This window comes from Faecalibaculum rodentium (genome assembly GCF_001564455.1).
Taxonomy (GTDB): Bacteria; Bacillota_I; Bacilli_A; order Erysipelotrichales; family Erysipelotrichaceae; genus Faecalibaculum; species Faecalibaculum rodentium.
Map to the genome: position 1 here is coordinate 1,777,337 of NZ_CP011391.1, position 17,784 is coordinate 1,795,120.

The 17,784-nt window shown below is 50.2% G+C and carries 16 protein-coding genes; 3 read left to right on the forward strand and 13 right to left on the reverse strand.

The window, feature by feature from the left end; all coding sequences use genetic code 11:
* Nucleotides 1–30: 30 nt before the first annotated feature.
* Nucleotides 31–1,776, reverse strand: coding sequence for an InlB B-repeat-containing protein (locus tag aalo17_RS08735; RefSeq protein WP_067558355.1), 1,746 nt, complete (start codon nt 1,774–1,776; stop codon nt 31–33).
* Between the two features lie 254 nt (nt 1,777–2,030).
* On the opposite strand from aalo17_RS08735, the gene hxlA reads away from it, so the two are divergent.
* The 3 genes from hxlA to aalo17_RS08750 are packed head-to-tail and all read left to right on the forward strand — an operon-like array spanning nt 2,031 to nt 3,596.
* A complete protein-coding gene (hxlA, locus tag aalo17_RS08740; RefSeq protein WP_067558358.1) occupies nt 2,031–2,660 on the forward strand; it encodes a 3-hexulose-6-phosphate synthase in 630 nt (209 codons plus the stop codon).
* Nucleotides 2,660–3,220, forward strand: coding sequence for a 6-phospho-3-hexuloisomerase (gene hxlB / locus aalo17_RS08745; RefSeq protein ID WP_067558360.1), 561 nt, complete (start codon nt 2,660–2,662; stop codon nt 3,218–3,220). Before hxlA ends, hxlB begins: the two co-directional genes overlap by 1 nt.
* Before the next feature lie 16 nt (nt 3,221–3,236).
* A complete protein-coding gene (locus tag aalo17_RS08750; RefSeq protein WP_067558363.1) occupies nt 3,237–3,596 on the forward strand; it encodes a cupin domain-containing protein in 360 nt (119 codons plus the stop codon).
* Nucleotides 3,597–3,709: 113 nt separating this feature from the next.
* On the opposite strand, the gene aalo17_RS08755 is transcribed toward aalo17_RS08750, so the two are convergent.
* The 12 genes from aalo17_RS08755 to aalo17_RS08810 form a co-directional block, all read right to left on the reverse strand.
* Complete coding sequence (locus aalo17_RS08755) at nt 3,710–4,816, reverse strand: restriction endonuclease subunit S (protein WP_067558365.1); 1,107 nt, start codon at nt 4,814–4,816, stop codon at nt 3,710–3,712.
* Nucleotides 4,817–4,832: 16 nt separating this feature from the next.
* Nucleotides 4,833–5,366 (reverse strand): restriction endonuclease subunit S domain-containing protein, encoded by a 534-nt coding sequence (locus tag aalo17_RS08760; protein WP_067558368.1) that lies wholly within the window; start codon nt 5,364–5,366, stop codon nt 4,833–4,835.
* A 95-nt stretch (nt 5,367–5,461) separates the two neighbouring features.
* Nucleotides 5,462–6,457, reverse strand: coding sequence for a site-specific tyrosine recombinase/integron integrase (gene xerA / locus aalo17_RS08765; protein WP_067558371.1), 996 nt, complete (start codon nt 6,455–6,457; stop codon nt 5,462–5,464).
* 95 nt (nt 6,458–6,552) lie between these two features.
* Complete coding sequence (locus aalo17_RS08770) at nt 6,553–6,960, reverse strand: hypothetical protein (RefSeq protein WP_067558373.1); 408 nt, start codon at nt 6,958–6,960, stop codon at nt 6,553–6,555.
* Nucleotides 6,926–7,597 carry a DUF3990 domain-containing protein gene (locus tag aalo17_RS08775; protein ID WP_067558376.1) on the reverse strand — a complete coding sequence of 224 codons (672 nt, stop codon included), beginning with the start codon at nt 7,595–7,597 and terminating at the stop codon, nt 6,926–6,928. The genes aalo17_RS08770 and aalo17_RS08775 overlap by 35 nt, the downstream gene beginning before the upstream one ends.
* Entirely contained in the window at nt 7,594–8,691 is a 1,098-nt protein-coding gene (locus tag aalo17_RS08780; protein ID WP_067558379.1) for a restriction endonuclease subunit S, read from the reverse strand. Before aalo17_RS08780 ends, aalo17_RS08775 begins: the two co-directional genes overlap by 4 nt.
* On the reverse strand, nt 8,684–10,210 hold the full coding sequence (locus tag aalo17_RS08785) for a class I SAM-dependent DNA methyltransferase (RefSeq protein WP_067558382.1): 1,527 nt from the start codon (nt 10,208–10,210) through the stop codon (nt 8,684–8,686). Before aalo17_RS08785 ends, aalo17_RS08780 begins: the two co-directional genes overlap by 8 nt.
* A 26-nt stretch (nt 10,211–10,236) precedes the next feature.
* Nucleotides 10,237–13,530, reverse strand: a complete 3,294-nt coding sequence (locus aalo17_RS08790; RefSeq protein ID WP_067558384.1) for a DEAD/DEAH box helicase family protein — start codon at nt 13,528–13,530, stop codon at nt 10,237–10,239.
* A gap of 166 nt (nt 13,531–13,696) precedes the next feature.
* Nucleotides 13,697–14,155 (reverse strand): CpXC domain-containing protein, encoded by a 459-nt coding sequence (locus aalo17_RS08795; RefSeq protein WP_067558387.1) that lies wholly within the window; start codon nt 14,153–14,155, stop codon nt 13,697–13,699.
* Nucleotides 14,152–15,942: an aminopeptidase P family protein gene (locus tag aalo17_RS08800; protein WP_067560196.1), complete on the reverse strand. Its 1,791-nt coding sequence runs from the start codon at nt 15,940–15,942 to the stop codon at nt 14,152–14,154. Before aalo17_RS08800 ends, aalo17_RS08795 begins: the two co-directional genes overlap by 4 nt.
* A 141-nt stretch (nt 15,943–16,083) precedes the next feature.
* A complete protein-coding gene (locus aalo17_RS08805; protein ID WP_067558389.1) occupies nt 16,084–16,836 on the reverse strand; it encodes a hypothetical protein in 753 nt (250 codons plus the stop codon).
* 1 nt (nt 16,837) lies between these two features.
* A complete protein-coding gene (locus aalo17_RS08810) occupies nt 16,838–17,464 on the reverse strand; it encodes a hypothetical protein (RefSeq protein WP_145907620.1) in 627 nt (208 codons plus the stop codon).
* Between the last annotated feature and the right edge of the window lie 320 nt (nt 17,465–17,784).

Here is a 17,784-nt window from a genome sequence, read left to right on the forward strand (position 1 = left end):
GACGGCAGTGCAGCTGTATCATTCAACCGGCTATTTCTTCCGGTTCTTCAGGACGAGCAGCACAACCAGGATCACGGCTGCGGCGGCAGCCAGTCCGATATACAATGCGCTGTCTGTGTTCGTGGATGTATCTGTGCCGTTTGTGCCCGTGGTACCTTTCTTTGCCTTTGCATACCAGACGGTCATGGTCGCATCCTTGTCGGCTGTGCCCGTCAGGCTGCCATCGGTCTTCACATAGGTATAGCCCTTGATGTCCGGCTTGTCAAAGCGTGTCACATCATAGGCGCTGCCGGTGCGGACTTCCACCACGTTGGCGTAGTGCAGTTCTTTGTTTGTGCCTTCTTCCAGGTACTGGATGCGGATCTTCACATCCTGCACCGGCAGGGCCTTCCAGACTGCATTGTACTCTGCCCCGCCGGTGACGGTGGCCGCCACCTGCGGGTTCCAGCCCTCAAACTCATAGCCTTCCCGTACAGGAGCCTCCGGCTGAGGGGTTGCATCGCCGTATCCGGCTGTGAATTCCTTCACCACGGATCCTTCACTGCGGTAGACGATCTTGTACTCGTCTTTTGTGAAGGCGGCTGTGAGCGTCAGGTCTCTGTCGGCTGTAGCCGGGACATTGGTCCATCCCGTAAAGGTATACCCGGTTTTGACCGCCTTGGGCAGCGTGGATTCATCAATGGCCGATCCCTTCACCACGGTGATCGGTGCAATCTCCTGGTCGCCGCCCGCAAAGGAGATGGTGACCATGTCCACCGCCTGGGGTTCGTCAGGCAGAGCTTCCAGCTTCGCGGTGTAGACCGCGTTTTCTGTCACATTCGTCCGGATCTCCGGGTCCCAGCCCTTGAAGACGTATCCATCCGGAACGCTGACATCCGGTGCCTGGGGTGTGGGCTGTCCTTCCTGCACGGTATCTGTACGGATGACCTGTCCATCCATCTCCCAGCTGACGGTGTATTCCGGCAGCGGTTCCTTTTCGTAGACTGCGTGAAACTGCTGCGATGCATCGGCTGTGGCTGGAATTTCCGGGTCCCAGCCCTTGAAGACGAAGCCTTCTTTGGCCGGCTCTGCAATGGCAGATGCATCCACAGCCTCTTTGGCCTTCACGGTCAGCACCTGGGCAGGCTGTCCGTTTTCCGGGTCAAAGGTGAGTGTCACGTTTCGTACACCATCTCCCTGCGCCTGGGCCGTTTCCTGTGTCCACTTCGGATACAGGTACAGGTTCTGTTCGGCTTTGGTTCCCTCTTTCAGGTCCCAGCCGTCAAAAACGTATCCGTCCTTTCCGGGGTCCTTTTCCGGCAGCTGAATCTTGTCTCCTGCCTTGACTGTTTCCTGAGAGAACACCTTGCCGGGTGCCTGATAGAAGACAATGTCATAGTTACCATCGTCCTTGTCTGCATCCAGATACAGATTATCTGTATCCAGGGACACGTCCGTGTCCTCCAGCGTCAGCTTTGTTCCCTCTTTTTTGTCCTTTTCAAACCAGACTTCTCCCAGGTCTGCTTCAAAACCCTTGTCCGGCCGGTGTTTCATCACGAATGTCTGCAGATCCTCCATGGCCAGATAGGTCATGCCTTCTTTGGCATTCTCCTTTTCCATGGACTTGTACTTCAGTTCTCCCGCGGCTTTTGCAGTGCCGTCAGGATAGATGTATGTCACCTCAAGGGTATGTTCCTTTGTATCGCCAGCCGGTTTTTCTTCTGCGAATACAGCAGACGGGCCCATGACCGACAGCATGCAGGCTGCGGCTGTGGCAGCTTCCAGAATTCTGTTCATCAGTTCTGCCCCCTTTTTCTCTACCATAGCCGATAGTCTGTCCCGTTACAACCAATTGAATTCTGAAGGGTGAACCATTGTCTCGTATGTCACATGTTTGTAAGCGCATGCATCCAAAACAAAATCCGAATGCGGCAGTTTTGCCGCAAAACAAAATTCCAGCCTTTGTTTTTTCGCGAATTTTCCGTTTTCAGTGGTTCCGGGTTTTGAGGCACCGTATCATGCAGGTACAGACACACAAGGAGGAATGCATTATGAAGCTGCAGGCTGCACTGGATACCCTGACACTCGAGGAGTGCCTGGCGCTGCTGGATCACACAAAAGGAGCCGTGGATATCGCGGAAGTCGGCACACCGTTCATCATTGAATGCGGCATGGAACCCGTTCGTGCGATCAAGGCCGCTCATCCTGAGATCGAGGTGCTCGCAGATGCGAAGATCATGGACGCCGGAGAATTCGAGGCCGACAAGTGCTTTGAAGCCGGCGCGGATATCGTCACCGTCCTTGGGGTTTCCTATGATGAAACCATCGAAGGCGTGGTGCGGTCTGCGAAAACTCACGGCGGTCAGGTCATGGTGGACATGATCGGCGTGATGGACCTGGCTGCAAGAGCCCGGGAACTGGACAAAATGGGTGTGGACTACATCTGTGTCCACACGGCATTCGACATTCAGGGCACGGGGCAGAAAGATCCGCTGGAGGACCTGAAGGTGGTCAATGCGGTGATTGAAAACGCCAGAGCGGCGGTGGCCGGCGGTGTGAAGCTGGCCACAGTGGATGCGATCGCCGCAGAAAAGCCCGGTGTGATCGTGGTGGGCGGTGCCATCTGCAACGCCGATGATCCCGCAGTCATGGCCACGGCAATGAAAGAGAGAATGAAATAATGAACTACAGGACAATTGCGGAAACCATTGTCAGCGAACTGAACCACACCCTGCTGTCGGTTTCCGACCAGAAGGCCAGGGAGTTCGTGGATCTCGTGGATGCAGCAGATGAAATCTTCTGTGCAGGAGCGGGCCGTTCCGGATTCCAGATCCGAGGCTTTGCGATGCGGCTCATGCACATGGGCAAAAAGAGCTATGTGGTGGGTGAAACCTGCACCCCGAACATCACGGAAAACGGCGTGCTGGTGATCTGTTCCGGATCGGGCAGCACGAAGTCGCTGGTCAACCACGCCGGGAAGGCAAAGAGCGTGGGCGCGAAAATCGCCCTGATCACCATCGATCCGGATTCTCCCATTGCGCAGATGGCGGATGTGGTCGTGGAAATCAGCGCCCCGAGCCCCAAGTCCGCGAAGGAAGGCGACATCCAGTCCATCCAGCCCATGGGCAGTCTCTTTGAGCAGAGCGAAGGGCTGTTCATGGATGCCTCGATCCTGATGCTGATGGAGAAAAATCACATGGACAGCGACACGATGTTCGGCCGCCACGCCAACATGGAATAAGAAAGGATGCAATCTCATGAAGCAGGAAGTCATTGAATACATCGAAAAGCCCTGGGGATACGAAAAGCTGTATGCGGTGAACGACAGCTACGCCGTGAAGGAAATCGGTTTCAACAAAGGCGCCCGGTGCTCGCTGCAGAAGCACGAACAGAAACTGGAACATGCCTATGTGCTCTACGGAAAACTCCAGGTGGAGGAAGACGACGAAAACGGCAATCTCCAGACAAACATCTACACACCGGGGATGGTCTATGAGCAGAAGCCCGGATTCCGCCACCGCGTGACGGGTCTGGAAGACAGTGCCATCATCGAGGTCTCCACGCCGCAGCTGGACGATGTGATCCGGCTGCAGGATGATTATGGCCGGCAGTCCTGACGGGCTGAAGGCGTCTGATCAGGAAAGGAACACCGCTTGTAGTGAAGAATGCGGTGTTCTTTTTATGCTGTCACGGGACAGGATGCCGATGGTGGAAGGGCGAGATGGGGTGGTTATGCGTTGATTAGGCAGATAAATTTTGATTTGTCTATTTCCTTCTTCTCTATAGAAAATAGTTTTTGCTTCTCTAGTGGAGGAATAAATATAGTTAGATTTTTATATTTCTCAACATTAAAGTGCTTTTGTGCTGCACCCCCACTTCCCTTACTGATCTGTTTTAACCCATGCGGAAAATTCGTATATGCACATAAATAAGTAGGGTCTATCTGGGTCAAATCAGGTTCAACTATGAGCACATCAATTGCATTGCTACCAGCATACTCTTTGGTTACAACAGCAGCCGTTCCTGGTGCTCCTGATCTTACTACGACGACATCATTTTCTTTAACCTCTGTCTTTTTATTGGACTTAGCACCATCTTCTGTGAAGTACACCCAATTCGTATCATTGATGCAAAAAGGTGAAATGTTTAAACCACGAATCGCTTTATATCGTGTTGGGGAAGAAGAATAGAAACGTGTAGGCTTGATTACAAGGCCTACTTTTACTTTTGCAATACTTTCAACATTTGCGATTGGCCACTCCATTGAATTGTTAGTATCGCCGAACATCTCAATAAATCGGGACTGGACTAATTGCTGTAAAGATTGTAATTGTATATTTTTAGCTTCTAAGAGATTGGCTAATAAGTCTAAGCGCTTTACAATTCTCTTTTGCAATTCATATGGTGGCAACTCAATCGAAAGTGAAGTGAGAGTTTTTTTGTTAAGTGTCACCCCCATAACTGCCTTATTTCCGTATTTCTCCCAATTTTGGGATAAACACCAATAGTATAAGTAAGAAGGATCAACTTTCTCACTTTTCTTATCTACAAATGCGATAATCGCTTCATTTGTGTACATATTATGTGTTGTGATAGATACTTTACCTAATGATAGCTTAAAACTCATTACTACAGTATCCTTAGGAATCATCTGTATCTTGGACTTGTCTATAGCCTGTTCGGTAATTCTTTCCTTACTACAACTAATATATTTTCCTGAACTACTCAAATCTGATACAGAAAGCCACACGTTAGTCCCATTCCAGTAGTTAGGATTGCTACGAGAGGGTGTTTTTCCCATCTTCAACTCAAAAAGATCTGTAATCTTATACTTCATTAACAAACCTCTCTTCTTATCGGGACTGGACAAGTTCATCCAATAGAACGAGCAATTGTTTTTCGTTCTCTAGTAATAGTTGCATCAAACTTAGTCTATTAAGTCGTTTAGATTGATCACCTAAACTAGGTATATCGAGTGTAAAAGTACCCAATTGATCCTTGGGAACGACTCTGCGACGAGCGGTTGTCCCCCGCAGTTTCTCTTTTATAAAAGTTAAAGCACGAGGGCCATGTAGATATGCTTCTAAATAGTTTGGATCAATAATGCTCTTTTTAACATCGCACACATCATAAGCAGGGCTCAAGATACCCTCATCCACAATCTTTTGGGAGTACATAACTCCTTCATCCATAGGAAATCCAAAGACAAATTGCCCTCTCCGCACAACTTTATAATTTGATCGATCTTTGGATGCAATATCCTTTTTAAACCTGTTATTCTGGAGCATGATTCCATTTTTGGAAGTCATTGATAGAACGGGTAAGTCTAAATCTCTAGCCCGCTTTACTTTTGCATAGCTGATTAAATCACCCAATTCATGCCACATAGCTATACCTCTGTATAAACATGAGAACTATTTCTTCTATCCACTGCTTAAAACACTTCCAAACACCATATCGGGATTTGAATCTATCAGAGTTTCTATGAAATATATTTCTGGTGGCTGATCTTCACATTGTTCTGGTTCACCATTGCGTACTGCATGGTGGTATCTATTTTGGTATGACCTAATAATTGCTGAACCTGTTCAACAGGCATCCCTTTATCAATGGCTCTGGTTGCCAGTGTTCTCCTGAATTTGTGCGGATGTACTTTCTTGATTCCCAGCTTTCTTCCCAGTTCCCGCAGCCGTATTTCCACTCCACTGATGGCCAATCGGTTGTGGGGATTGAGAAGAGACACAAAAAGTGCTGGATTCGCATCATTTCTTGAATCTAGATAGTTTTTCAAATGGATCTTGGTTCTTGCATCAAAATAAACCGGTCGTTCTTTGCTTCCTTTGCCAAAAACAATACATTCCCGATTATCGAAATCAATATCCTCAATATTCAGCTTGACCAGCTCTCCCACCCGCATACCTGTGGATGCCAGAAGATCTATCATTGCCAGATCCCGAATATTTGATGCGTTGTCCCTTAGTATTTCCAGGTTTTCATCTGAATACGTTTCTTTTACTGTCTTTGGGGTTTTGATTTTATGAATTCTTCGAACTGGACTCTTTAAAATGTAGCTCTCGTCTTCAAGCCAGGAAAAGAAGGTGGACATAATTCGCCGAATGTTATCGATGTTGGACTTGCTGCAATTATTGATAGTCTGATAATCGGATAAATACTGTCTTAAGTCTTCCGTTGTAATGTGAGTAACGGAGATATCAAGAACAGAAAGCATTTTTCGAATGGTGGCCTTGTAGTATTTCAAGGTTTTGGCGCTGCATCCTTCTATACTCTTGGCGGTGATAAATAGATCTAAGTAATCTTCATTTGACTTCTTGTCAGCATCACTTATTTGCGATTCTGATTCTTTTACATCCACACGGTAAAAACAATGATTCAAAACCTTCTGCAATTGCTGGAGCTGGTAATTATTCAAAACAGGAAGCATTTCACGGGTGATATCTGCAATCAGTTGCTGTTTCATGGGATCTCCTTCAGAACAATCTGGTTCCTTCTAAATATCCCCAATCGTAAAACAGCATTGTCTCAACCAACAATGCTGTTCTTGTATACCTGCATTCAGGACATTTCTTTAAAGCGCTCTACAGCCATTTCCGGATCCAGTGCATGGAAACCGATCCAGCTGGTATTCATGGTTTCAGCATCTGCCTGATGGTAAATGTTTCTGCTGGATTCTCCTGTCAGATAATGCCAGTAACGATACAAATATCCAGTCCAGTACATCATTTCCTGGTCATATAGAGGCCCATTTCTCTTGAAACCACCAGCTTCATCACCCAGCTCATCCAGCAGATATTCCTCTCCCATCCATTGCAGCCGGTCATATGTATCATCCAGATGCGATGCCACGGAACTGGTCATAAACGTTCTGATGAATTCCTGAGAATCGAAACCGGCTTTCACTGAATTTTCAAACAGCCGGCCTTGAATATCACACAGCTGTCTCTGATCCAGACTCAAATCCATTCCATTCCTCCACGATTTCATCAAAGTATCTGCCTTCCCGACGATACTTTCTGGCTACTTTTTCCACGAGTTCGATTCCTGCTTTTCTGTTTTTAAAACTCAGTTCTTTCAAAGCTTCGCATTCAGGTCCATCAATGTATCTTTCTTCAACCACTGATATTTGCGAACACGCCTTTTCTGAAACTGCAACATACTGTTCTCCAAGTTCCAGCCCCATCAGCGAGTGAATCAGAGCAGCATCCGTAATATCCCCTTGGAAGAAGCGGTCAAGTACAACAAACATCCGGTCATTGGCGATCAGCCCTTTGATAACATCATACCCACTGACATAGGATTGAATCGCATTATACAGGGGCAGATCCTTATATTTTTCTAGTTTGCCCCTGTAATACGCGATTACTAATGCCCAGGTCAAATCTGCCCCCAGTTCCAGCACTCTCAAGTCAGATAAATCCAGCTCAACAGTGTATAGAACTGGACTTTCTTCATTGTGAATCAGTGTTAGTGGCTGCCAGACGACTGTACCCATGTAGAAACCGGTACCAAAATCGCATTTGTCTCTGCTGATTGGTGCTATGGGACCATTTAAGCCACTACGAGATCCGTGAAAAAGTCTGATTTTCTCCCCTTTACTCATCCAAAGTACTCCTGCATCAGCTTTTTCTTTAAAGTTTCCAGCTCATCAATGCTCTTTTGGATTGCCAATTTTGATTTGTTTATGACCTGGACATCTTCTTCAAACACTAGCTGCTGCCCGATTGGAGGGATAATGACTGGAAGGTTTCTCAATTGCGTCATATTTAAACTGGCAATTCCAGTTGTTTGTTTAGCTGATCTCAAGAAATACTCCCTGGCTTTTTTGTCCTGAAGATAGAATTGAAAATACGTCGGAGTCAGTAGCCGATTATTCAATCTGACTCTGAAAATATGGTTCTGATGAATGCAGTTATGTAATGGTGTTTCAATCACACAACCCCGTCCAAGCTTATCTGGGTCTCCACCTTCCGTCATAAGTACATCATTTGGAAGCAAACGATATTTCTCCACTTCTTGCTCAGATGCCTCTATCGTTTTTATTGTTGATAAATCAAGATACCCATCCTTTACATTTGAAACCGCCATGTAAGGCACTGTTATTGTCGGCCCCTTTATTCTGCGTCCTTTCGTTATTCCTGACATTAGAGAAGCAACATCTTTTAGTAGCGACTCTTTGTCATTTTGGTTTTTGTTGATGAACAGCTCGTTAAATCGGGATTTGACAAGTTGATCAAACTCCTCAAGCTCAGCATAAGACTTATCAATAAGACCAGTAACTCCATCCAGTTTTTCTGCAATAATCCGCTGCTCCGAAAGAGAGTGCTTCTTAATCTGTACAGATGAATAATCCTTGAAATATATATGTGGAATGGTCGCGCCAGATCTGTACTTGTTGAAGTCTATATGATTCAGTACATAGTACAAATAATCTCTGTCCACATCCTCGTTAGGTAAAATGAACTGCATCGTTCCAACAACAGATGATTTTTTCGGAGTTTTATATACTCTGCCAAATCCGGCCCCATCTTTTACTATTGCCAAAGCAGGATTTTCGTGTTGAAAAGAATCTATATCAGCAATCAAACCGCTCGCTCCATATACAGGGTACTGTCCAGGATTCATATTCTTCACATCCCCCGCTTTCAATGTTGAAGATTTCACAGAGCACAGATCTTTCAGCTGTACGCTATTCATCTCCTGGCTCCTGTTCCTTCAGCATCTTCTCCAGTTCCTTCAATCCGGCTTCAATCTCCGTCTGAAGATCGTTGATCTTGCCCAAAATCACGGAAGTGGGCTCATACTCCACCTTCTCATACTCAATTTCTTTGTACTTGTTAATGGAAAGATCGTAATCGTTCTTCACGATTTCCTCTTTATCCACCAGGAAACTCTGGTCTGTCCGCTTCCGGTCTACTTCTTTGTCCAGATTTCTAAACCGCTCCACAATATCCGGAATATCATTGGCTTCGATTTTCGAGCGCTTGTCATCCAGACTGAACCCGTCGTTCTTCATATCGTAGAACCACACCTTGTCGGTTCCGCCGTAGCCCGTTTTGTTGAAAACCAGAACCGCAGTGGATACACCCGCATATGGCTTGAATACGCCGCTGGGCATGGAAATCACTGCCTGCAGCTTGTTGTTTTCAATCAGTTCCTTCCGAATCGCTTTATGCGCCTTGCTGCTTCCAAACAGCACCCCATCCGGCACAATACAGGCGGTACGGCCGCCCTTTTTCAGCATCTTCAGAAACAGTTCCAGGAACAGCAGCTCTGTCTTGGGCTTCTTCGTATTGACTATATCCCGTAGGTCATCAGACACACTGTCATAGTCCAGTGATCCCTTGAAGGGCGGGTTGGCCAGAATCAGAGAATATTTGTCCCGGTCAGGATTCTGATCCGTCAGTGAATCCCGGTACTCAATATTGGGGTGCTCAATTCCGTGCGTCATCATGTTCATCGCACCAATCCGCAGCATGGTCCGGTCCATATCAAATCCCGTAAACATATCATTCATGTAATGCTTCCGGTTCTCAGGATCAAAGAGCACATCCTCTTTCTTGACGTTCTTGAGATATTCCGCCGCCTCCACCAGGAAACCGGAAGTACCTGCCGCCGGATCACAGATTGTGTCATCCGGCCTGGGATCCATCAGCTCAACCATCATTTTAATGATGTGGCGCGGCGTTCTGAACTGCCCGTTCACACCGGCAGTGGCGATCTTGGACAGCAGATACTCGTATACATCACCACGGGTATCCCCGGACTTGTCCTCTTCCATGAGCTCATAGATACCATTCATGGCGGTCATGATTTTGTCCAGCATCAAAGGTGTTGGGATTTTAAAAATCGCATCCTGCATATAGGTGGAATAGGCACTGTCATTGCCGTCATCCAGTCCCTTGATGAATGGGAATACCGCATTGGCCATCGTGTCATACATCTGCCTGGGTTCCATGTCTCCCAGCCTGCTCCACTTCAGGTCCTGCTTGCTCACAACCCTGTCGTTGATGGTCACTTCCCCGTCAAACATGCTTTTGCTGTCCAGTCCCAGCATCAGAGCTTCCTTCTGATGCCTCAGATCTGTCGCATCCAGATCATGAATGAACATCAGATAGGTCATCTGTTCAATCACATCCAGGGGATTAGTCAATCCTCCCGTCCAGAAAATCCCCCACAGACTGTCTATCTTGTTTTTCAGTTCTCCTGTAATCATTGGTTCCGTCTCTCCCTCATTGCTGCCTAGGCATCAAACGGTTTTGCCCGGCTGTTCACTTCTTCGATTCCTTTTTTGATCTTCATCCACTTACCTTGTTCCTTCCCAAACAGTGCGAAAATCCCCCCGCGGTCTGTAAAAGGAGACTGCTGCAATACCTGCATATTCATAGTTCCGTTTCTGACGAGATAATCGATGATTTCATTCACAAACTCGATCTGTTCTGAATCCAGCTCTGCTTCATCAATGTACCTGGCAAAAATCTCCTTGGCAGCTTTCTGGTCCAGACCCGTGATGCTTCGGACAAACTCACCCAGCGGCCTGTCTGCATATTCCGCCTCGTAATCCGCCTTGGTGCCTGCTTCTTCCCACAGCGCCTTCTGCAGTTCTTGATAATCCCGGTACGTAAACGGCTGATTTTCCTTCAGCTTCAGGATGCAGCCTTCATTTTCGTGTGCTTTGATGTACTTCCGCATCCGTTCCTTGTATGTATCCAGTTCCAGGCTGGGAAGCGACGGCTGGCGGATCTCCATATCCTGAAGGGTGTCCCGGTAGTCCGTCTCATAGATCCGGACTTCATCTTTGACAATGTACTTCATCAGATATCTCAATCCTTTGCGGATTTCTTCCATGTCCCAGATGGACAGAGATGCCAGATACTGGTCATCCACGCACTTCTCCAGCAGCTTTTTCTGATTGGCAACTTCCGGAATATCCAAAGAATCCTGGAGAAGACTTGCCACCTTCTTTTTCAGGTCCCTCAATCCCCGGCCACCATTGCCGTCATTCAGGACATCCAGTTCCATCCCGTACATCAGTGAATCAAAACGCACTGCCGTCAGTTCATCTTTGGGAGGCTGAATCAGCGGAGCCAGTTCCTTTTTGACCTGATTAACATCCGCTAATTTCAGTTTCCGGTAATGATCCGGATTCCTGTACCAGTCCACCAGATCCAGGTGCTGATGCACATTGAAAGCAGATCGGTTCAATTCCTGCACCTGCGCTGAGAGTCGAGCAATCAGGGCATTCCTCAGCGTCTTGAACTCCGGTGTCTGGAATTTCTCAGCCTGAAGGCGCCAGGTCATCCGGAACAAAGTCGCAAAAATTATGGACTGGACGGAGACTGTCCCACTTGGTTCAGCGGGATGAGGGTTGGTCCGAAAAAACTCAAAATTATTCAGGAAATCAAAAATCAGGAACTTCTGTTTGTTTTTTCCGTCAATCAGACCTTCGCAAAGCCGTGTCCCCCGGCCGATCATCTGCCAGAATTTGGTTCTGGACAGGACCTTCTTGAAAAACACCAGATTCAGGACACTGGGGACATCGACGCCCGTATCCAGCATATCCACGGAAATGGCGATCTGCGGCATTTTATCCGGATCCGCAAAGCTTCGCTTCAGGGTTTCAGGGTCATATGCCTGAAAATCAATAATCTGTGCAAAATCATTACCAAGCTCCGGGTACTCCTGATGGAAAACTTCCAGAATCTTCTCTGCATGGTCATGATTCCGGGCGAAAATGATGGTTTTCCCCAGCCTGCTGCCACAGTCTACATGCAGACCATGTTCCATGAGAAGACCCAGAACTTTCCGGATGGTATCCCGGTTAAAAAGCGTCTTGTTGAGTTCAGTCGAGTCGATCTTTTCCGGGAGAATTCCATTTTCATCTGCAAATCGCTCTTCGTAGTCTTCCTGTTCCGCTTCTGTCAGATCATCAAAGTGGATGCCTTCCTGAATGAACTTGGTTCCGGTTTCCACTGTTTCATAGGATACAAGATAGTGGTCTTTCACTCCGTCTTCCAGACTGTAGGCAAATGTAGGATTACCGTCATTGAGTTCAAACAGCTGATAGGTATTCCTGTCCACTTCTTCTTTCGGTGTAGCAGTGAGTCCCACCATCGGCGCATCGAAGTAATTGAAGATATCCCGGTACTTATTGTAAATCGACCGGTGGACTTCATCGCAGACAATCAAATCAAAATGCCCCGGCGTAAAGATTCGTCCGCTGGTATCACTGGTTGTATCAACGCAGTTCATGATGGTCTGATAGGTGGAGACAACGATTCTGGCATCGGGATTGCTTTTGTCCTCACACAGGTTTGTGACAGAGAGATCCGGCAGGTTGGCTTCCATGGCGGCTTTGGCCTGACTCACCAGCATCTTCCGGTCTGCCAGAAACAGGACATTTCTGACCCAGCTTTTCTGAACAAGCCAGTCAATCAGAGCAGCAGCAGTACGGGTCTTGCCGGAACCGGTGGCCATGACCAGCAGTGCCTTGCGCTTTTTTCTCTCCAGGAGTTCACAGACTGCGGTGATGGCCTGCTTCTGGTAATAGCGGCCTGCAATGCGGTCACTGGAATGGGCAGGTGTCAGATGCTGTTTCCGGGACCGAAGGTTGAACAACTTATCCAGATCTCTGGGCGAGTATACATCCGCGATTTTCCGCTCCGGATATTCCCCATCCACGATTCTGGTTTCTACGCCATTGCTCAGGAAGATTACTGGTCGGTGCCCATACTGTTTTTCCAGGGCATCGGCATACAAAGCTGCCTGCTGGCGGCCTTTTGCCAGATCTGCCGTCGTTTTCTTGGCTTCCAGAATCGCCAGAGGTTTTCCATCCTGCCCATACAGCACATAGTCGGCATTGCCCTTCCCACTTTTCGTGGGCATCGGACTGACAGGGACTTCTTCGAGCCAGTTTGTGTCTTTCTTCCAGCCGGCATTTTCCAGCATAAGGTCAATGTAGAGCTTCCGGGTTTCGGCTTCTTTCGGAGCCAGGGGATAATCTTCTTTTTTGCGGTTTTGAAGATCCGGCAGTTTTGGCGGTTCTTCTGATTTTGCCTCTGTCTTCACCGGCTCTCTGGTTCTAGATACAGATCCGGGACTCTGCATCAGCAGATCGACATTGAATCGTCTGTCCGGATCCCAGACGTCATTGTCTGCTCTGGAATAACTGTAAGCGATCCAGTCCAGAAACTCGAACAACGCCAGGAATGCCTGAAGCACCCGTTTTTTCTCTACGGTTTTGTCTGTGTGGACAGCCTGATTGCCCAGCATCCGGATTATGTCCAGGTCATAAATCATGCCATCAGGCAGAATGGATCCCAGTTCCCGGTTTCTCAGCAGCGAAATCAGGTTGTCTTTTTCACCCGTCGGAATGTCTTCCTGCCGGTAAATGAATCGCAGTCCCTGCTCAACGGCTTTCCGGATATTGATCAGCGACGATGACGGATCGATGAAATATACTTTCTGAGCCGCGATTGCCGGGTCGGTAAATCCTCTGTATGCAGGCTCCTGTTTCAGATAGTCGAAATTCCACATAATGCTCTCCCATCAACTTATCAGATTCTTAAATTAATCTTACAACCTTGTCAAAGTTAAAAAAAGGATGAGTGCCATATCCTGGGCCTCATCCTCTTTTGACTGTCCCTTCGGCCAGTATCCAGGGTCTGAAATCCGGCATAGCTGGCACGCATGCGGTCTTCCCTCACCCCGGGTCCTTCACCGCCAGGCTGCCATTGGCATCGAAAAACCAGAGGATCCCCTCTCCGGCTGTCTCATACCGCAGAGCCTGCCGACCGGTTTTGTCCCGCAGCGCATCGCGGATGCCCTGGATCCGTGCAGGCTGCAGCCCGTTGTCCAGGATCCGCACCAGTTCGCAGAAGGCATCCGGATCCCTGGCCATGACCACCGTTTTCTCCTCCGTGATCTCCGGAAGGCTGCCCGTCGGCGACAGCACCGCGATGTAGCCCTTTGCATGATTCCGGTACAGGAAGGGATGCACCATGGAAAACACCAGGCCGCACCGCGAACACCGGTGGCGGAACCAGGCCCCGCTGCGGATCATTTCCTTGCGCCCGGATCCCGCTGTCAGCCAGGTGTCGCGCTTGATTTGAAAAGAATGCCCGCAGCCGGGGCATTCCATTTCAAACAGTCGTTCCTTCATCCGCGAAGAGGACGCGTCACGTCCTTCAGCCACGCCTTGATGGCTTCGTCCTTGAGACGCGGCGCAATCTTGTCGTACACATCCCGGTGGTAGTCATCCAGCCACTGGATCTCGTCTTCTGTCATCAGCGCCGGGTCGATGCCATCCCGGTCAAAGGGGACAAACGTCAGGGGTTCGAATTCCAGGAACTGCCCGTAGCGGTTTTTGCCGGCAGCCTTGACCAGGATTTCGTTCTCGTGGCGGATCCCGAACTTTCCTTCCTCATACACACCGGGTTCATCCGAGGTGATCATCCCCGGCTCCAGGACACAGGAGTCATTGCGTTCCGGCACGATTTTCCACCGGAAGCCGTTGGGGGCTTCATGCACATTCGAGACATGACCCACACCATGACCCGTGCCGCACTGGTAGTCGATTTCTTCCTCCCACATCGGTCCGCGGGCCAGGATGTCCAGGTTCAGGCCCCGGCAGCCGTGCAGGAACTTCGCCTTCTCCAGCCGGATGTGACCGCGCAGTGCTTTCGTGAACCACTTTTTCTCCTCATCTGTGATGGGTCCCAGAACAAAGGTCCGGGTGATGTCCGTCGTGCCATCCATGTACTGTCCACCGGAGTCCACGAGCAGCATGCCTTCCTGCTTCAGCGGCACGTCCACGGCACCCGGGTGGTAGTGCATCATGGCCGCATTTTCCTTGTAGGCACTGATCGTCGCAAAGGAATCCTCGAAGTAGCCCTCCTGTTCCTTCCGTCTGTCGCGAAGATAGTCCGCCGCAGAGACCTCGGTTTCACCGGCATCCGCCGGCAGGTTCTTGAGCCAGTACATGAATTCCGTCACCGCCACGCCGTCTTTCAGGTGGGCTTCCCTCGTTGCCGCGAGCTCCGCTTCGTTCTTGACGGCCTTCATCATGACGATGGGATCCGGCATCTCCAGCGGTTGCGTCGGAAGCGACCCGGCGATCCGGGTGTTCACGAACGACGGATCGATCATGACAGGACCTTCGAGCACGTTCGCGTCTTCGTAGATCCGGTCATAGGGTTTCAGTTCGACACCGGCATCCGCCAGCTGTTTTTTCGTGCCCGCATCCACACGGGATTCATCGATGTACAGACTTGCCCTCTCCGGGGTGATCAGGGCATAGGACAGCGCGGCGGGGAAACACGGAATGTCATCCGCACGGAAGTTGTACAGCCAGATGATCTCGTCGATCTTGGTGATGATGTGGGCCTTTGCCCCTTCCTCTGCCATGACCTGTCGCACATCCGCCAGTTTTTCCTGGACGCTTTTGCCCGCGAACTCCAGGGGATAGACAAAGGTTTCGCTTTTGGGCATGGGCGGCCGGTCAGTCCAGACACGGCTGACGAGATCCTTCCCGGACTCCAGTTCAATGCCCTTTGCGGCAAGCTTGCGCTTCCACTCCCGGGCTTCCCGGAACGACACAGTCCGGCCGTCAAATCCCACAGTTTCCCCGGGTTTCAGGTTTGTCTCCAGGTATGACAGGATCGACGGCGTGTCCTCCTGCCCCATGCGCATCAGGTCGATTCCCGAGCCATCCAGTTCTTTCTCCGCCTGGATGAAGTACCGGCCGTCGGTCCAGAGCGCCGCCTTGTCCGTCAGCACCACCAGGGTGCCGGCACTGCCGGTGAATCCCGAAAAATGCCGCCGGGCAGCGAAATAGTCTGCCACGTATTCTGTATCGTGAAAGTCACTGGTCGGGATGATGAACGCCGCCAGGCCTTCCCGCTTCATTTCAGCCCGCAGTGCCGCGAGCCGCTGGGTTGTTTCACTCATCGCAAAATCCTCCTTGGTTGTGGACAGCCTGCACTGTCCTGCACGTTCCATTATAAACCGTTGCCCGGCCGATGCATGCTCCCGGTCCCGCCGGCATCGGCATCCTGGGCGTTTTCCGTCAAAAAAAGACCTGTTTCCAGGTCAGAGAGTGTTTACGGCTCCAGGCGCATACCAGGCTGTGGCGGGCTCAAAATGCCAGATGGTGTTCAGGGCATCAAATCCCAGCCAGCCGCCGCCGATCAGGATGGCGCAAATCACGGCCATTTTGCACAGGAAGAAAAACAGGTTGATGGACTTGTAGGTCCGTTCGAGGCGCATATGCTTGAACTGGTTCCAGAGCGTGCAAATGGGAATGACCATGAGGACTGATTCCAGCAGGTAGTGAAACAGCCCCGGATCGCTGAGGTAATAGAAGAGATCGTCGAACAGCGTGCCGGTCAGGGCCTTCTGTGCCAGGGTGTGGACGGGAAGATCGAAGATACGGCCATTGAAGAAGCCCCCGGCTGCCCCGAAACCGATGATCCCCACCATCCACAGGCAGACCATCACGATCCGGATTTCAGCACCAGGGTACCCCTTTGTCTGCTTCAGCGCAATGATGGCACAGCGGGAGATGGTGCACAGGAGTGTGAAGGCCAGGATCAGGCCATACCACAGGAGGGCATCGGGCACAAAGGGCCAGGCAAAGCAGTAGATCACACACAGGGTTTCGAGGATGTTGCCCAGGGTGTCGGTCGTTGTGTGCCAGCGGCGGATCTTGCGGATGCCCTTGCTGGAGAACGTGAAGGGACTCGTGATCTTCCGCAGGAGTTTCGCGGGAACCAGTACCAGCAGAATGCCGGACAGCAGGGCGGCACCCGCCCACATGATCACATGTATGGTATAGACATTCATGTCACTTTCTCCTTTCCCGGGGAAACGGGCGTCCATGGCCTGTGCATGAGCGCCCCGGCCAGAGCAGCCAGGTCACCAGTGCCAGGATGGCCGCCAGCAGCCAGACATTGACGGAAAACAGCACCGGCTGTGCCAGTCTCATGCTCAGCCAGATGCCGGCAAGATACAGACAGAAGGCTGCGATGATGCCGCTCCAGTATATCCAGCCGGGTTTGTGACCGGCCAGCAGCCAGAGCAGGGCCTTGAGAATCAGGTATACCCAGACACACTGCAGCAGCAGACCCGGTGTCACGGCTATATCCATCTGCAGTGGCCGGTGTTCGGCCAGCGGCACCAGAATGTGCTCATACAGTCCCAGCAGGCCGCCGGCATAGATGGCCATAAACAGCGGAAAATCCCGGAGTTCCTGTTTCCAGGAGAACGCCGGGAGTCTTTTCCTGAGATCTGCCAGGGTCTGCGTTTCGTCCTGTGTGTTCTGCAGCTGCAGTTTGCAGGTCTGGATTTCGGCAAGACGCTGCTGCGGATCCAGCCCGGCCTGCCGCATGCAGACATCGGCTTTCGGCCAGAACCGGCTGTGTTCCGTATCCGGTACCGCAGGCTCGCATCTGAAATAGTCAAAAACATTCACATTCCACATTGTAGGATAAACTGGGACAGTTGTCCATGCACCGCAGACGTCAGCCAGCATACTGCTCTTTCCCGCCTGGGAAAGAGCAGTATGCTGGCTGACGTAGTGTGATGTGGCCTGAATGCAGTTCCAGCCAGAAGTGTCTGGTCGATGTTCTGCCAAAGGTCGCAGTCCTGTACCACCGTTTTGCTGTGCTTCTGTTCCGTGGCAAAACCTCGGGCAGACCATCCTTCGCATGTTTGATTCAAGCCGTACGTACCCCGGTCCATGAATCAAAAAAGCGGAAGCCTTCCCGCCATCTGGTGGAGAGCTCCCGCTGC

Bases quoted from the DNA above. Each gene is read 5' to 3' on its own strand.
- aalo17_RS08735 (WP_067558355.1), bottom strand. From the start codon at position 1,776: ATGAACAGAATTCTGGAAGCTGCCACAGCCGCAGCCTGCATGCTGTCG.
- hxlA (WP_067558358.1), top strand. From the start codon at position 2,031: ATGAAGCTGCAGGCTGCACTGGATACCCTGACACTCGAGGAGTGCCTG.
- hxlB (WP_067558360.1), top strand. From the start codon at position 2,660: ATGAACTACAGGACAATTGCGGAAACCATTGTCAGCGAACTGAACCAC.
- aalo17_RS08750 (WP_067558363.1), top strand. From the start codon at position 3,237: ATGAAGCAGGAAGTCATTGAATACATCGAAAAGCCCTGGGGATACGAA.
- aalo17_RS08755 (WP_067558365.1), bottom strand. From the start codon at position 4,816: ATGAAGTATAAGATTACAGATCTTTTTGAGTTGAAGATGGGAAAAACA.
- aalo17_RS08760 (WP_067558368.1), bottom strand. From the start codon at position 5,366: ATGTGGCATGAATTGGGTGATTTAATCAGCTATGCAAAAGTAAAGCGG.
- xerA (WP_067558371.1), bottom strand. From the start codon at position 6,457: ATGAAACAGCAACTGATTGCAGATATCACCCGTGAAATGCTTCCTGTT.
- aalo17_RS08770 (WP_067558373.1), bottom strand. From the start codon at position 6,960: ATGGATTTGAGTCTGGATCAGAGACAGCTGTGTGATATTCAAGGCCGG.
- aalo17_RS08775 (WP_067558376.1), bottom strand. From the start codon at position 7,597: ATGAGTAAAGGGGAGAAAATCAGACTTTTTCACGGATCTCGTAGTGGC.
- aalo17_RS08780 (WP_067558379.1), bottom strand. From the start codon at position 8,691: ATGAATAGCGTACAGCTGAAAGATCTGTGCTCTGTGAAATCTTCAACA.
- aalo17_RS08785 (WP_067558382.1), bottom strand. From the start codon at position 10,210: ATGATTACAGGAGAACTGAAAAACAAGATAGACAGTCTGTGGGGGATT.
- aalo17_RS08790 (WP_067558384.1), bottom strand. From the start codon at position 13,530: ATGTGGAATTTCGACTATCTGAAACAGGAGCCTGCATACAGAGGATTT.
- aalo17_RS08795 (WP_067558387.1), bottom strand. From the start codon at position 14,155: ATGAAGGAACGACTGTTTGAAATGGAATGCCCCGGCTGCGGGCATTCT.
- aalo17_RS08800 (WP_067560196.1), bottom strand. From the start codon at position 15,942: ATGAGTGAAACAACCCAGCGGCTCGCGGCACTGCGGGCTGAAATGAAG.
- aalo17_RS08805 (WP_067558389.1), bottom strand. From the start codon at position 16,836: ATGAATGTCTATACCATACATGTGATCATGTGGGCGGGTGCCGCCCTG.